Source organism: Vibrio fortis, assembly GCF_024347475.1.
Classification (GTDB): domain Bacteria; phylum Pseudomonadota; class Gammaproteobacteria; order Enterobacterales; family Vibrionaceae; genus Vibrio; species Vibrio fortis.
This window is the reverse complement of record NZ_AP025488.1, coordinates 678,842-693,810: the sequence shown is the minus strand read 5'-3', so window position 1 is coordinate 693,810 and position 14,969 is coordinate 678,842. Positions and strand designations below refer to the sequence as shown.

Below are 14,969 nucleotides of genomic sequence, written 5' to 3'. Positions count from 1 at the left end.
TTGACTGAGCTAAAACCAGACAAAGAGTCAATCTATACCACTGAAATTTAAAACAAAAAAAGCCGCACTAAATAGTGCGGCACCTTGGGCTTGGTTAATAACAGGGATTTTACAGTTTCACTTTTCTTGTGAAATTCGTTTTATTAGATATCTGTTATTGGGTAGATTCTTTTAATTTCAGGCGCATCGCGTGAAGCACAGGCTCAGTGTAGCCACTTGGCTGAGCGCAACCTTCGAAGACCAACTGGCAAGCAGCTGAGAACGCAATGCTATTTTCAAAGTCATCCGCCATATTACGGTAATTTGGGTCTCCTGCGTTTTGCTCATCAACCACAGCAGCCATGCGCTTCATGGTTGCCATCACTTGTGCCTCATCACAAATACCGTGACGAATCCAGTTTGCAATGTGCTGACTAGAGATACGCAGTGTTGCACGGTCTTCCATCAAACCGACATCGTTGATGTCTGGCACCTTAGAACAACCGACACCTTGGTCAATCCAGCGCACTACGTAACCCAAAATACCTTGAGTGTTGTTATCAAGTTCACTCTGAATATCTTGAGCCGTTAGTTTTTGGTTACCCAGTAATGGAATCGTTAGGATGTCATCGACATTCGCTCGTACTCGCTCACGAAGCTCTTTTTGACGACTTGGTACGCTAACTTGGTGGTAGTGAAGCGCATGCAGCGTTGCCGCGGTTGGCGATGGAACCCATGCCGTATTCGCACCCGCTTTAGGATGACCTAGCTTGGCTTCCATCATCTTGGCCATATTGTCTGGCTCTGGCCACATACCTTTACCAATTTGAGCCTTGCCTTGTAGGCCACATGCCAAACCAAGATCGACGTTTTGATCTTCGTACGCGCCAATCCAAGTCATGGTTTTCAATTGTGCTTTTGGAGCAAATGGGCCTGCTTCCATACTAGTGTGGATCTCATCACCGGTGCGATCTAGGAAACCAGTATTGATGAACACCACTCGGTCTTTGGCTGCTCGGATACACTCTTTCAAGTTAACTGAGGTACGACGCTCCTCATCCATAATGCCAACTTTAATCGTGAAACGATCAAGGCCTAAGGCATCTTCGATTCGACCAAACAACTCATTAGTGAACGCCACTTCTTCTGGGCCATGCATCTTAGGTTTTACGATATTGATGCTGTTCGCTGTTGAGTTTTGATATGGGCTATTACCCTTCAAATCATGCATCGCGATGAGAGAAGTGATCATGCCATCCATGATGCCTTCTGGTACTTCATTACCTTTTTCATCAATGATGGCTGGGTTAGTCATTAGGTGGCCAACATTACGCACAAACAGCATGCTTCGACCTTTCAAAGAGATCTCACCACCGCTGACACTTGTGTATTGGCGATCTGGGTTTAGGCTACGAACTATCGTCTTTCCATTCTTTTCCAATGACTCTTGCAAGTCACCTTTCATCAAGCCTAACCAGTTTCGGTAAGCTAGCGCTTTGTCTTCACCATCTACCGCTGCAACGGAGTCTTCACAGTCCATAATGGTTGTAAGTGCGGCTTCTACCAGAACGTCTTTAACCCCAGCGGCATCGACACTGCCGATAGGGGCACTTGGGTCGATTTGGATTTCGATATGTAAATTATTGTGCTTAAGAAGAATACAAGAAGGAGCGCTTGCATCGCCTCGGTAGCCGATAAATTGCCCCTGTTCGATAAGCGTAACTTCTTCGCCGTTTTCTAGGGTCGCGGTCAGCGTATTGCCAATGCTGACATTACTGATGCTGTATTTTGTGACGTCTTTGTGGGATACGCCATTAAGTGGTGCCGCTTCGTCTAGAAATTCACGAGCATAAGCGACTACTTTTGCGCCGCGTACTGGATTGAAACTGCCGCCTTTCTCTGCACCATCGTCTTCACTGATGACGTCTGTGCCATAAAGGGCATCGTACAAACTGCCCCAACGAGCATTTGCCGCATTAAGCGCAAAACGTGCGTTCATAATAGGCACAACCAATTGTGGGCCCGCTTGAGTCGCGATCTCTGGCTCTACGCTCGCTGTAGTAACTTCAAAATCATCACCTTCTGGTACTAGGTAACCAATCTGCTGCAAGAACTCTTTGTACTCAACTGGATCCAACGTTTGACCCGCACGCTCTTGGTGCCACACATCAATTTGATGCTGCAAGTCTTCTCGCTTGATCAATAGCTCTCTGTTTTTTGGGGCAAGGTCTTTGAGGATATCAGCAAATGATTGCCAAAAATCTTCGGCATTAATACCGGTTCCCGGAATGACCTGTTCATTAATTAACTGGTAGAGGGTGCTATCAATGTTCAAGCTTCCCTGTTGAATACGACTGCTCATAAAATCTCTCTCAAATTAACCGATGACTACTTAATAAACTACGTAACTGACCAAAATTTAGCTAATTTATGCCATTTATAGTGAATATTCATAGAAAAAATACCCATATAACGGGCTATCCTGTTACGCCGCTCTCTATCTCACTCGCGACACTTTTAATCAAACGACGCATCCACTGATGGTCGGGATTACTCTGTAATAATGGACTCCATGCCATCTTCACTTCGAAAGGTTCGATAGCAAATGGCGCAGGCTTGATCAGCAAATTGGGGTTGTTTCTTTGTAGCTGAGCTGCCTTTGTTGGAATCGTCAGAATCAGATTTTTTTGTTGGGCGAAGAGAATCGCGGATAAATAATGTCGCGTAAACACGGTAATGTTTCTCGTTTTACCAATGCGCATCAGTGCCTCATCTATCCACCCTAATTTCTGTGCTTCACTTGGGTTGATCCCGACCCCGGTACCCATTCCTGTCTTGCTTACCCAAATATGCTGAGCTTTTAAATACGACAAAAGGCTAAAGTCATCGGCAATTGGGTTGTCACAACTGAACAAACAGGAGAACCCGTCGTGCCAAAGGCTCATCTGATGGAACGACTGAGGAATGTTGTCAAAACGGTTGATAATAATATCAACGGTGCCCTGCTCTACGTCCTGATAACTCACGTCACTGGGCGTCATAATATCAAGACGAATCTTCGGCGCGATCTCACTCAGCCTTCTTAATAATGGCTGAATAATGGTCGATTCTGCGTAGTCGCTCGCCATGATTCGAAACACGCGTTCGCTGTCCTCCGCCCGAAATTCGGTGGTTGGCTGCAATGTCTTCTCTACATTAGCCAGAATATTTCGAATCAATGGCTGAAGCTTTTGAGCGCGCTCTGTGGGTATCATCCCTTCACTGGTTCTCACCAATAATGGGTCCTCTAAAAGATCGCGTAATCGACGAAGTCCATTACTCATTGCTGGCTGAGTAATACCCAATTGTTTGGCTGCGCGAGTTACATTTCGCTCTCGCAATAACATGTCTAAATACACAAGTAGATTAAGGTCTATACGAGCAATATTCATATAAAAAATACCGAATATAATAACTATAAATTAACAAAATTATCACATGTGTGATTATTCTTTGTCCATAGCAAAGTTTTAATCCAAGCCAAATTTGGCAAACATACCCCACGTGAAACTAAGGAATAGTTATGTCGCAAATCACACAAGATATCGAAATGATCGAAGTTGCAAAACGTGCTGCTGGTGCTCCATGGGATGCTATCAACCCTGAATCTGCTGCTCGTATGCGTGCTCAAAATAAATTCAAAACCGGTCTAGACATTGCGCAATACACGGCAGACATTATGCGTGCAGATATGGAGGCTTATGACAAAGACAGCTCTCAATACACTCAATCATTGGGTTGCTGGCATGGTTTTATCGGTCAACAGAAACTGATTTCAATTAAAAAGCACTTTGGCGGTAAAACCGATCGTCGTTACCTATACCTTTCTGGTTGGATGGTTGCGGCACTACGTTCAGAATTCGGTCCTCTTCCAGACCAATCAATGCACGAGAAAACAACAGTTGCAGGTCTAGTTGAAGAGCTATACACCTTCCTACGCCAAGCAGATGCTCGTGAACTAGGTGGTCTGTTCCGTGAACTAGACGCAGCGCGTGAAGCAGGTGACGTTGATCTACAAGATTCTATTCAAGATAAAATCGACAACCATGTAACACACGTTGTGCCAATCATCGCGGATATCGATGCAGGTTTCGGTAACGCAGAAGCGACTTACCTAATGGCTAAGCAAATGATTGAAGCGGGCGCTTGTTGTCTACAGATCGAAAACCAAGTAGCAGATGAGAAGCAATGTGGTCACCAAGATGGTAAAGTAACCGTACCTCACGCGGACTTCCACGCAAAACTACGCGCACTTCGTTACGCTTTCCTAGAGCTAGGTATCGACAACGGCATCATCGTTGCACGTACTGACTCACAAGGTGCAGGTCTAACAAAAGAGATCGCAGTAGTGAAAGAGCCAGGTGACCAAGGCGATATCTACAACTCTTACCTAGATGTAGAAGAGATCGAAGTAGCAGATATGAAGCAAGGCGACGTTTGCTTCAACCGTGACGGCAAGCTTGTTCGTCCTAAGCGTCTACCTTCAGGCTTATACCAATTCCGTCAAGGTACTGGTGAAGATCGCTGTGTATTTGACTGTATTGAAGCAATCAACGCTGGTGCTGACCTACTTTGGATTGAGACTGAGAAACCACACATTGGTCAAATCAAAGAGATGATGGATGGCGTTCGTGCAGTACACCCGAATGCAAAACTGGTTTACAACAACTCTCCATCGTTCAACTGGACACTAAACTTCCGTCAGCAAGCATACGATGCAATGGTTGAAGCAGGTGAAGACGTTTCTGCATACGACCGCGCAAGCCTAATGAGCGCTGAATACGACGAAACTGAGCTGTCTAAGCGTGCTGATGACAAAATCCGTACATTCCAAGCAGATGCGTCTCGTGAAGCCGGTATTTTCCACCACCTAATCACGCTACCAACGTACCACACGGCTGCGCTATCAACAGATAACCTAGCGAAAGAGTACTTCGGTGACCAAGGTATGCTGGGCTACGTTGCTAACGTTCAGCGTAAAGAGATTCGCCAAGGCATCGCATGTGTTAAACACCAAAACATGTCTGGTTCAGATATGGGTGATGACCACAAAGAGTACTTCGCGGGTGAGAACGCGCTGAAAGCTGCAGGTGAGTTGAATACTTCGCACCAATTTGACTAATCGCTTAACGAGCTTCCTCTCTTCTTCTCCTGGTGAGAGGGGAGGCTCATCTTACTAAGCTTTTATCCCCCGAAAGCTTGGTAACAAACAAATTGCGATATTTTCAAAAGCCAGAACTGCGTGATACACCACTGCTTCATCTCGCTTTTCTGGCTAAACTAATACCATTCATGTTGTTGAGAGTGCCTATGAATTCTGTACCTACCTACTTACAAGATGCAAAAGAACTGCTAACTGACGATGGCTTTGCAACCGGTGATATTTGGTATCACGGAACCTCGTCAGCCTTGCTTGCTTCCATTAAAGGGCAAGGGCTTAAACGCTCTGGAGATAAAGCACTCAATGAAGCTGCACAGAAAACCATGGCCACGATTGGTAATAACTACACAGAATCAACTGAGCCTGTGTTCCTGACTCAAAGTAAAGAACTGGCGTACTACTGGGCGCAACAAACGGTGCGTGAACGCAGCGTGCGTTTTGAAGGTGATGAACAACCTATCGTACTGGCGGTCAACCTATCAGAAAAACAACGAGTCAAAGTAAGACCGGACGTGGGCGCCATGAGCCTGTTGATGATGAGCATTGGCGAGAACTTTATGGCGCACTTGGCTCAGGTATATCAAGAGTGCGGCATTGAAGGACCAGATATCGATCTTCGCTCAGCAGACAGAATGGACTACCTAAACAAACTCGGTATGGCGTATATCGATGAAGACATCAGCCGCGCATGTATCAACGAAGTGCTTGAACCAGAAATGGCTGACTGATTTCTCGGGTAGCTTTGACTAGTAACAAATTTAAAAGAGGACTCATTGAGTCCTCTTTACCATTTAATGTTTGCTAAACCATTTAGCTCAATTGCAATCAGCCGCCGATGCTATTTACCACCAATGCTTAGGCGCGCAAAACGAACATCGGGTGCAAAGAAGGTTCGGCTGTCATTGCTTAGTTGGCTATTACCGACCGCATCAATCTCTTGAAGCATCTTGTAGAAGTTACCTGCCACCGTAATACCACGCACAGGCTGGACTCGTTCACCATCTCGACACAAGAAACCACTCGCACCAAATGAGAAGTCGCCGCTTACCGCATCCGCTCCAGAGTGAACGCCCTGCAATTCCACCAGCTCCAGGTACTCGCCCGCTTTCACTTCTGCTGCGCTGCTTTGTCCCGTTGCAATCACGCGGTGGTTAGCAGATACATCCAAGCTAGACTTCGCACCACGCGCTGCACTCGCGGTCGATGTTGCACCTAAGTAACTTGCCGTTTGGCTGTTGTGAAGTAGCGTATTTAGCTGACCATCAACAATAATCGCATTATCTTGAGTTGCAAAACCTTCACTATCAAAGCTCGCAATCGCCATGCCATTCGGCATATACGCTTTATCAGTGAATGACAGCAGTTCGCTTGCAATACCTTGACCAAGCTTGTCACCAAGTGGCGTAATACCTTTCATCGCGCTCACGCCAGAGAATGCAGAGCCAAATGCGCCAAACAAACTACTAAGCGCATTAATGTGGAAGATCGCTGAGTAGTTTCCTGTCGCGACAGGCGCACCATCAAGTAGATCACGCGCTAAATTGTAACCTTGTTCAATACAGTACTCAGGTTTCAGCTCATTGAAGCGACGACCGACTGACATTTTACCCGCCATCGACTGCTTGCCATCTTTCTCAAACAATGTGTACGCATAACAGTTAAATGAACGCTCGAAATGCTTACACAGCGAACCTTGAGTGTTAGCGATGATTAATTGAGATTCACCATCGCTGTAACCATTGTAAGGAGAGCTCTTCGCGTGAGGCTGACTAATCACACCCTGTTCAAGCGCCAATGAGAGTTCGATTTTTTCATCAACCGAAGCCGTATCTTGCTGAGCAATTTCAGCCACATCCGTGGTAATGGTGCTGTTAACACAACTGATGGTTTGATGTTCATCCTGCTTAGAAAAACGAGCACTTTGCAATGCGTTCGTCAGCAGTAGATCTAGACTTGGTTGTTCTAGAGACTCGGAGTAACTGGTCGCCACACGAGCGTCTTTCACCACGCGTACACCCAGTACTTGGCTAGAACTCACTTTGTACTCATCAAGCTGACCTTGGTTGGCTTTAAGCGAAAAGCTATTGCTGCTGTTAACGATAACGTCCGCTTCGGCACCTTGGCGTTTTGCTTCGGAAAGTACGTATTCAACGGCATTAAGAAGTTGTTGTTCTTGGCTCATTAGTTCCCGCCTCCTACTAGAATGTTATCGACCTTCAACGTAGGTTGACCAACCGTAGTCGGTACCGAACCACTCACCGAACCACACATACCCGGTGCTAACGCCATATCTTGCCCGACCATGCTGATCTCTTTTAGCACTTTAGGACCAGTACTAATCAAAGTCGCCGTCTTCAACGGTTTAGTGACTTTACCATTCTCAATCAAGTAAGCTTCGCGGACCGCAAAGTTAAACTCACCCGTGCCCGGCTGAACCGAACCACCGCCGAGCTTTTTCGCGTAGATACCGCGTTCAATGCCTGCGAACATCTCATCAAGAGTATGTTCACCCTCTTCAATGAAGGTATTACGCATACGAGACGTAGGTGCGAACTTGTAGTTTTGACGACGGCCCGAGCCTGTTGGCTCATAGCCAGTTTTCATGCCACCCATTTTGTCGACCATAAAGCTCGTCAGCTTACCGTCTTTGATCAATTGAGTGCGTTGTGTCGGCATGCCTTCGTCATCAACATGAATAGAGCCCCACTCATTGGTCATGGTGCCATCATCCACTGCATTTACCGCAGTATGCGCAATCATTTCACCCATTTGGTCATGGAATACCGACGCCTTCTTAGCCACAGAAGTCGTCTCTAGTAAGTGGCCACACGCTTCGTGGAAGATTACCCCACCAAAACCATTACCAATCACTACGGGCATTTCACCAGACGGACAAACATCCGCACCCAGTTTAATTAGGGCTTGCTGTGCAATGCTTTGACCAAGCTCTTTAGCATCTAACTGCTCACTAAACTCCCAGCCTGCTAGTGCTCCCGGCCCTTCCATGCCCGATGATTGCTCTGTGCCTTTTTGTGCAACGGTATTTCCCGATACGCGAATGTAGTGACGAGTATCATCTACGTGAAGGCCTTCAGAGTTGAAGATAGAAACTCGCTGTTCGCGTTGAAGCGCACTGCCGATAAACTGGCTGATGTACTCACTTTCAGCACGAGCGGCTTTGTCCGCTTGAAGTAAAAAAGCAATTTTTGAATCGAGATTCACGTCTTTGCTCAGTGGCATACGACAACCATGCTGCACTGGGTAACGGTTCAGATTCAGAGCACCTGAAGAAGCGATTTGCTCACGTTTATCTTTTGCCGCAAGCAGTGATGTTACGCGTTTAAGTTCATTCTCATCGGTGCTATTGGTGTAACCGTAAAGGACTTTATGACCGAAGAATAGACGGATACCGATACCAAAATCGATGCCCGAGTTAACCTTGTCCACTTCACCAGACGCAATTTGCACGTTGCTGGTTTGGTGGTGTTCAACGAATAGCTCCGCGAAATCCGCCCCTAAAAAGAGAGCGTGATCGATCACCGCTTTCGCCGTTACAGAATTAAGCATGAAATCTCCTTGCTCGTTGATATTCCTAGCCAATCTAGCCTACGCATCAGCGCCTCTTCATTATGCGATTCAATCGTTTATGGCACTGAAGACATGTTGGCAATGCGTTAAATTTTAACATTAATCGCAGTATATGCTCTAAACAAAGCCGAATTTATTAAGTTACGAAAAGCTAAATTCTTTACACCGAGTGTAAAAACCAGAAAGGTAAGCGAAAACTTGATCCGCTAAAGTTGAACATCTTCCTTAGAAAGGTAGCATTCAAAAGACCTCCAACGAGCGCTCTCACTACAGTAAACAAGGGGTCATTTAATTCCAAAGCCACATAAATTCCATCTGCTTCATGGCCTCTTCTCGATACACAAAGCCAAAACTCGGAACAAAATAGGCGACGCTTTATACCGCATTTGCGCCAGTAATCAGCGGTAAAATAATCATCAGAAAAACAGCGAAACCAAATTCGGAGTAGCCTGTATGAATGATGACGCTAAACACCTTCTGAGCCAGCTTTGCACTGAATACGATAGTCTTTCTCAGATGTGCCAATCTCGACCATTTCCTGAGTTTTCTGAAACCATTCAGACCGAGTTTGGTCATTGCTTTGTTCGCTGCCCCGTAGGAAGCCAACGATTCAGCATTGTGGCGGTCTACTTCTCCCCTTCTGTCCGCAGTCAAGGCGTGCTTACCGCGTTCATCGACTATGTAAAGCGCTCGCCCTACCACTACCGAGGCATTGAAGTCGCAATCATCGAGAACAAAAGATTGGCGCAGCATCTATTATCAATCGGTTGGCGATACAAATCTCTGTTCACCAAACTCTTTCGCTCTCAAACACCAACGTTAGTTCAAGATTTTTAGACACTTCCACAAATTACTAGAGCAAAAAGCACTCAATGGTATGACTAATTCACTGATGCTAACTAACTGATACATAAGGTTACAACTTGCTTTAATAACAGCCAGCAATACTGATCTGAGTTAATAAACCAGCTTCTAAATAACCTTATTTTTATAAAGGTTTAATAATAAAAATATAAGGAAGCAGTCATGAAAAAAGTTTTAGCTCTTGCTATAGCTACCGCAGTCTCAACACCTGTATTCGCTGACCATTCAACCATCAACGGTATGGACTTTGGCCCACTTGCGAAACTGGTCGGTACATGGAAATCCATCGATGCCGCTGGCGTTGATGTTTCACCTGGTCAGAAAGGCACAGAAGTTGGCGCAGGTGGGCCAGCAGTGACACCGTTTTATGAAGTAATGACGTTTGAAGTTGCGGCAGATGCCACCAACGCCAGTGATCAGTACCTTGTTGCGCTGTACTACAAGCAAGAGGTATTCAGAAAAGCGGACGACTCAAAGTTCCATGATCAGCGTGGTTACTTCATTTACGACCAGAAGAATCAAATCGTCTACAACTCTTTTTGCGTACCAAGAACCACTTGTGTAACAGCAGAAGGGCCTGCAGGTGACAACATGACGCTGGTATCTTCGAAGCGCGGTATCGCAGAATCTGAATATATGACCGATAACGCAAAGACCACCGATTTCACTATGAATATCGTAATTTCAGATGAGCAAATCACCTACTCTCAAACCACTGGCTTGGAGATCTATGACAATGTGTTCGCTCACACTGACTCAAGCACCCTAGTTAAGGTGGAATAACAAGGGCGAGCCTCTAAATAACCCATCCACAACAGGTTTAACGCCCAATGCTCATCTGCTTTGGGCGTTTTTCTATTCCTTTCTGAGCCTATTTCTAATAGCAAGTTATTAATAATTCGAACGAAATCGCGTCCTTCTCTCTGTTTGTAAGCTAAGATTTTAAGTAACCCAATTTGTGAGCGTTACAGCTAAAACAAGCCCCTAGGGAGAGGTAATGGAAAGCCCACTCGTCGCACTCAAATGTGTCAGTAAAAGCTTTATTGATGGCAAAGAGAATCATCAGGTATTAGACAACGTCAACTTTACGCTACAGACAGGTTCCAGTGTCGCTTTAACAGGAGCCAGTGGTAGCGGAAAAAGCACGCTACTGAACATGATTGCTGGGTTTGAGCCGCTATCCTCTGGTGAGCTATGGCTAGATGGCGACAACACCAACCATTGGAAAGATCCACATTGGAGCCAATTTCGTCATCAAAAACTCGGCGTGATCTTCCAACAGTTCAACCTATTAACGCCCCTGAATGTGAAACAGAACATCGCCTTTCCGCTGCATTTGAATCAGCAACAATGGAATGACTGGTGTAACTATTTGGTCGAGACACTTGGCATCAACCAACTGCTCGAACGGCATGTATCTGCGCTGTCCGGCGGGCAACAGCAACGAGTGGCGATCGCGCGCGCACTGGCACATCAACCCAAGCTGCTATTGGCCGATGAGCCAACCGGCAACCTCGACCAAAAAGCCGGTACCGAAGTGATGAAACTATTAAGTGAAATCACGATACAAGGTAACACTGCGGTTCTGTTGGTCACCCACAGCAATGACTGCGCCGAATTTATGCAGACGCGATTACGACTTGAAAATAGTGAGTTGTACAATGATCGGATAGTACGTCCACAAAACCTAAGCGACGTGTCACATGAAGCACGCTAGGATCAACTCTTTCAAATTCAACCATACCAAGCTTACGCTGAACTTGTTCGCTGCCCACTATCGGCAAGCGCCACTTCAAGCTGCAGCGATTTTGATCGGCATTGTATTGGCAGTAACACTATTTGTTGCAGTACAAGCCATCAACCTCAACGCCAAGCGCAGTTATGCCGAATCCACTGAACAACTCAGTGCGCAAGCGCAGAATCTGATTATTCCACCAGCAGGGCAAAACTACTTACCGGAGTTAGTCTACTTCACTCTCAGACAACAAGGGTTGAGCGCGGCATTGCCCATAATTGAAGGACGGGTGAGAGACGAACAAGGGCGCCGTTGGTCGATACAAGGCAGTGAACTGATCACCGCGATCACATCCCGCTCTCGCTACGCATCGGGCAATGATCAGAACGTCTCTCTATTCGATAGCTTGCTGCCGCTACCAGCACTCTTGGCCAACGAACCCATCGTGATGATGAGTCAGTCGCAATACCAAAATATCGGCGAACTCGATACGCTGATTTTGGACGACATTAAAACTCAGGTGGTGGTTTTACCCGATGAATGGCAACTCGGCAGCCGAATGTTGATGGACATTGGATTTGCGCAGCAGTTGCTCAATAAACAAGGCCAACTCAGTTACATCGCTGTTTTCGATTTAGGGAACGACACTCAAACCAATTGGCAAGAGTACGTTGGCGACCAAGGGCAATGGATCACCAATAACCAAAGCACCGATTTGGGCTCTCTGACCGACAGCTTTCATCTCAATCTAACGGCAATGAGTTTGCTCGCATTTCTGGTCGGACTGTTCATCGCCTATAACGGCGTGAAGTATAGCTTACTCAAACGTAATCGACTGCTCGTGCAAATTCAGCAAGCGGGAATAGCACCCACTCTGGTATTCTCAGCCTTGCTCATCGAGCTCACCATCTTAGTGACCATTGGTGCCTCAATCGGCTTTGTTTTGGGTATGCAGCTTAGCCATTGGCTACACCCAACGGTTGCGCTTACCTTGGAACAACTCTATGGCGCGACGTTACTCCCAGGAACGTGGCAATGGCAGTGGTGGGCTCAAGCTCTACTACTCACCTTGGCTGCGACACTGCTTGCATGCTGGCAGCACTTTAAACAACGAGTGCAGCAACCGCTCTCTTCTCATGGTGGCTATTACCAAGCGCCAGATTCATCCAATGAAAACCAACTGTTCATTGCTGGCGTACTACTCACCATTTTGGCATTAGCGGGGCTTTGGCTTAGCGAACATCATCGTTTCACCATGGCATGGTTGGGGCTTTTAGTCGTGTCGATTCCTTTATACCTTCCAAAAACACTGATGATATTGGCGGTTTGGTGTGAACAGCGCACACATTCCGGGTTGATGCAGTACCTGTTTGCCGAACTGCGAGAGCTTATTTCTCCTCTTTCTCTGGCGATGATGGCACTGCTGCTTGCCGTTACCGCCAATATGGGGATGAATACCCTAGTCGGCAGCTTTGAATCAACACTCAAACAATGGCTTGAACAGCGGCTTCATGCCGACATCTATGTCAGCCCATCTCAGGGAGAGATCGCCAATGTTGAGCAAGCTCTAGAGCAATTTGAGAACGTCCAAACCGTTTATAAGCAGTATTACGTCGACGACAACCTGTATGGCTTACCTATTTTGCTCGGCACAAAAGACAAAGACACTCTAGAGCAGACCATGGTTTTTCAATCTCGGCTTGATGACTTTTGGCCGCGCTTTTATCAAGGTGAAGTCGTTGCCATCAGCGAACCAACTGCAGTTAAACTTAGGTTGTCACTTGCAAGTGAATTTAAGCTCGACGCGATTCCAAACAAAGAACTGATCGTCGGCGCTGTTTTCCATGATTACGGTTCCCCAAATGGAGAGGTACTCTTAGCGCCGCAACTGTGGCGAGAAAGCGGTTTTACCGACTTGCCCACCAGCCTTGGTATTAAAGTGTCTGGCAATCCAGAGTTGGTTTATGAACAGTTACGTAAAGAACTGAACCTGCACCCAAGTCAGCTCTACGATCAAGCGCAGATCAAATCTATCGCCTTGGATATATTCTCCCAAACTTTTGCCATCACACGAGCGTTAAATGGCGTTACATTGATGGTCGCTGTAATCGGCCTGTTCACCGCCTGTTTTATGTTGCTCGATGCGCGCAAAGCCGCGATTGCAAGGTTGTATGCACTTGGTGTGAATCGTAAAAAGCTGATGGCGATGGTGATCGGGCAGATTGTCGCGCTAGTCAGCTTTACTCTTGTTATCGCCTTACCATTAGGGGCTTTGGTCGGTTATGTACTCACCGATATTGTTACATTGCGCGCTTTTGGTTGGAGCCTAAACTATCTATGGGATTGGAGTGATGCACTGAACATAGCTGGCGTTACGATTGTGGTCGCCGTAATTGCCACCCTGATTCCGCTTTGGCGTTTAGTCAGTAAACCTGTCGTCTCCAGCTTGCAGAGTGAGGTTCTATAATGATTCAAACCATCAAACTCACCACTTTTACTCTACTCACTCTGGCACTCCTTGGTTGCGAAGAGCAGCAACCTCAAACCATGGGGACACTATTAGGAAGTGCTGAAAGCAACCAATCACAAGATGACCAGTTCACTCCCGTTACAGAAGGAGTTGAAATCAACTTCCCCGCAGACCACCAAGCCCATCCCGACTTTCGCCATGAATGGTGGTACTTAACTGCCAATTTAACCGATGAAGATGGCCAAGCACTCGGAGTGCAGTGGACCCAATTTCGCTTTGCCGCTGCTCCGCCATCCAATTCAAATGAAGCTAAGAAAACACAATGGCAAAGCAGCCAGATCTACATGGCGCACAGTGCTGTTACTACTCAGAAAAAACACTACGCAGATGAAAAATGGTCTCGTGACCACGCAGCCTTGGCAGGTGTCGATGTTTCACCATTTCGGGTTTATCTTGATGATTGGCAATGGACATCGTCGACCGATGATCTTTTCCCTGCCACGTTGAATGCGAGCTCCGAACAGTTCGGCTACTCGCTTATTCTCACCAGTAGCGCGCCTTATCAAAAGCAAGGTAAGCAGGGATACAGCGAAAAAAGTGCAGATGGACAAGTGGCTTCCTACTACTACAGCCAGCCGTTTATTGATGTTTCTGGTCAAGTCGTCATTGATGGCAATACGCATCAAGTCTTCGGAAAAGGTTGGATAGATAGGGAGTGGAGTTCACAATTCTTGCTTGATTCACAACAGGGATGGGATTGGTTTGCTTTAAGACTTAATGATGAAACCAGCCTAGTGGTATTCCAACTGCGCGACTCTGAAACGGGGAGCGCAAGTTACTCCAACGCACGCTTAATGAATCAAGACGGTTCAGGTACTGCTATTGCTCGAGATGAGATTGCAATGCGTGTGCAGAAATATACAGAAATCGATAACCGAGACTACCCAACAGAGTGGACAATCTCGATTCCAAACCACGAAATTGAACTTACCGTTTCGGCACTCAATCCCAACGCAAAAATGCCGCTGTCCGTCCCATACTGGGAAGGCCCTGTCATCATCCAAGGTTCCCACACTGGAAGTGGGTATATGGAACTGACGGGGTATTGAATAGACTTTTCAAGTTAGGCATTT

General features: G+C 46.5%; 11 protein-coding genes. 7 read left to right on the top strand and 4 right to left on the bottom strand.

Going from position 1 to position 14,969, the window contains the following annotated elements; translation table 11 throughout:
- Positions 1–154: 154 nt before the first annotated feature.
- Entirely contained in the window at positions 155–2,341 is a 2,187-nt protein-coding gene (locus OCV50_RS17625) for a malate synthase G (RefSeq protein WP_261905109.1), read from the bottom strand.
- Positions 2,342–2,456: 115 nt separating this feature from the next.
- A complete protein-coding gene (locus OCV50_RS17620) occupies positions 2,457–3,410 on the bottom strand; it encodes a LysR family transcriptional regulator (protein WP_239839652.1) in 954 nt (317 codons plus the stop codon).
- 131 nt (positions 3,411–3,541) lie between these two features.
- Between OCV50_RS17620 and OCV50_RS17615 the strand changes: the two genes are divergently transcribed.
- Together OCV50_RS17615 and OCV50_RS17610 are read left to right on the top strand one after the other, a co-directional pair.
- Entirely contained in the window at positions 3,542–5,140 is a 1,599-nt protein-coding gene (locus tag OCV50_RS17615; protein WP_239839651.1) for an isocitrate lyase, read from the top strand.
- A 188-nt stretch (positions 5,141–5,328) separates the two neighbouring features.
- Positions 5,329–5,907 (top strand): hypothetical protein, encoded by a 579-nt coding sequence (locus tag OCV50_RS17610; protein WP_261905108.1) that lies wholly within the window; start codon positions 5,329–5,331, stop codon positions 5,905–5,907.
- A gap of 110 nt (positions 5,908–6,017) precedes the next feature.
- On the opposite strand, the gene OCV50_RS17605 is transcribed toward OCV50_RS17610, so the two are convergent.
- Entirely contained in the window at positions 6,018–7,361 is a 1,344-nt protein-coding gene (locus OCV50_RS17605; RefSeq protein WP_261905107.1) for a TldD/PmbA family protein, read from the bottom strand.
- Entirely contained in the window at positions 7,361–8,746 is a 1,386-nt protein-coding gene (locus OCV50_RS17600) for a TldD/PmbA family protein (RefSeq protein ID WP_261905106.1), read from the bottom strand. The genes OCV50_RS17605 and OCV50_RS17600 overlap by 1 nt, the downstream gene beginning before the upstream one ends.
- A 474-nt stretch (positions 8,747–9,220) precedes the next feature.
- On the opposite strand from OCV50_RS17600, the gene OCV50_RS17595 reads away from it, so the two are divergent.
- The 5 genes from OCV50_RS17595 (at position 9,221) to OCV50_RS17575 (ending at position 14,945) form a co-directional block, all read left to right on the top strand.
- Complete coding sequence (locus OCV50_RS17595; protein ID WP_261905105.1) at positions 9,221–9,604, top strand: hypothetical protein; 384 nt, start codon at positions 9,221–9,223, stop codon at positions 9,602–9,604.
- A gap of 189 nt (positions 9,605–9,793) precedes the next feature.
- A complete protein-coding gene (locus tag OCV50_RS17590) occupies positions 9,794–10,414 on the top strand; it encodes a heme-binding beta-barrel domain-containing protein (RefSeq protein ID WP_239839644.1) in 621 nt (206 codons plus the stop codon).
- 214 nt (positions 10,415–10,628) lie between these two features.
- A complete protein-coding gene (locus tag OCV50_RS17585; RefSeq protein ID WP_261905104.1) occupies positions 10,629–11,348 on the top strand; it encodes an ABC transporter ATP-binding protein in 720 nt (239 codons plus the stop codon).
- Positions 11,335–13,833 (top strand): ABC transporter permease, encoded by a 2,499-nt coding sequence (locus OCV50_RS17580; RefSeq protein ID WP_261905103.1) that lies wholly within the window; start codon positions 11,335–11,337, stop codon positions 13,831–13,833. The genes OCV50_RS17585 and OCV50_RS17580 overlap by 14 nt, the downstream gene beginning before the upstream one ends.
- Positions 13,833–14,945, top strand: coding sequence for a lipocalin-like domain-containing protein (locus OCV50_RS17575; protein ID WP_261905102.1), 1,113 nt, complete (start codon positions 13,833–13,835; stop codon positions 14,943–14,945). Before OCV50_RS17580 ends, OCV50_RS17575 begins: the two co-directional genes overlap by 1 nt.
- The last annotated feature ends 24 nt before the right edge of the window (positions 14,946–14,969 follow it).

What these genes read in the sequence shown, in the direction of transcription:
- OCV50_RS17585 (WP_261905104.1), top strand. Translation starts at nt 10,629, where the DNA reads ATGGAAAGCCCACTCGTCGCACTCAAATGTGTCAGTAAAAGCTTTATT.
- OCV50_RS17580 (WP_261905103.1), top strand. Translation starts at nt 11,335, where the DNA reads ATGAAGCACGCTAGGATCAACTCTTTCAAATTCAACCATACCAAGCTT.
- OCV50_RS17615 (WP_239839651.1), top strand. Translation starts at nt 3,542, where the DNA reads ATGTCGCAAATCACACAAGATATCGAAATGATCGAAGTTGCAAAACGT.
- OCV50_RS17595 (WP_261905105.1), top strand. Translation starts at nt 9,221, where the DNA reads ATGAATGATGACGCTAAACACCTTCTGAGCCAGCTTTGCACTGAATAC.
- OCV50_RS17590 (WP_239839644.1), top strand. Translation starts at nt 9,794, where the DNA reads ATGAAAAAAGTTTTAGCTCTTGCTATAGCTACCGCAGTCTCAACACCT.
- OCV50_RS17620 (WP_239839652.1), bottom strand. Translation starts at nt 3,410, where the DNA reads ATGAATATTGCTCGTATAGACCTTAATCTACTTGTGTATTTAGACATG.
- OCV50_RS17600 (WP_261905106.1), bottom strand. Translation starts at nt 8,746, where the DNA reads ATGCTTAATTCTGTAACGGCGAAAGCGGTGATCGATCACGCTCTCTTT.
- OCV50_RS17610 (WP_261905108.1), top strand. Translation starts at nt 5,329, where the DNA reads ATGAATTCTGTACCTACCTACTTACAAGATGCAAAAGAACTGCTAACT.
- OCV50_RS17605 (WP_261905107.1), bottom strand. Translation starts at nt 7,361, where the DNA reads ATGAGCCAAGAACAACAACTTCTTAATGCCGTTGAATACGTACTTTCC.
- OCV50_RS17575 (WP_261905102.1), top strand. Translation starts at nt 13,833, where the DNA reads ATGATTCAAACCATCAAACTCACCACTTTTACTCTACTCACTCTGGCA.
- OCV50_RS17625 (WP_261905109.1), bottom strand. Translation starts at nt 2,341, where the DNA reads ATGAGCAGTCGTATTCAACAGGGAAGCTTGAACATTGATAGCACCCTC.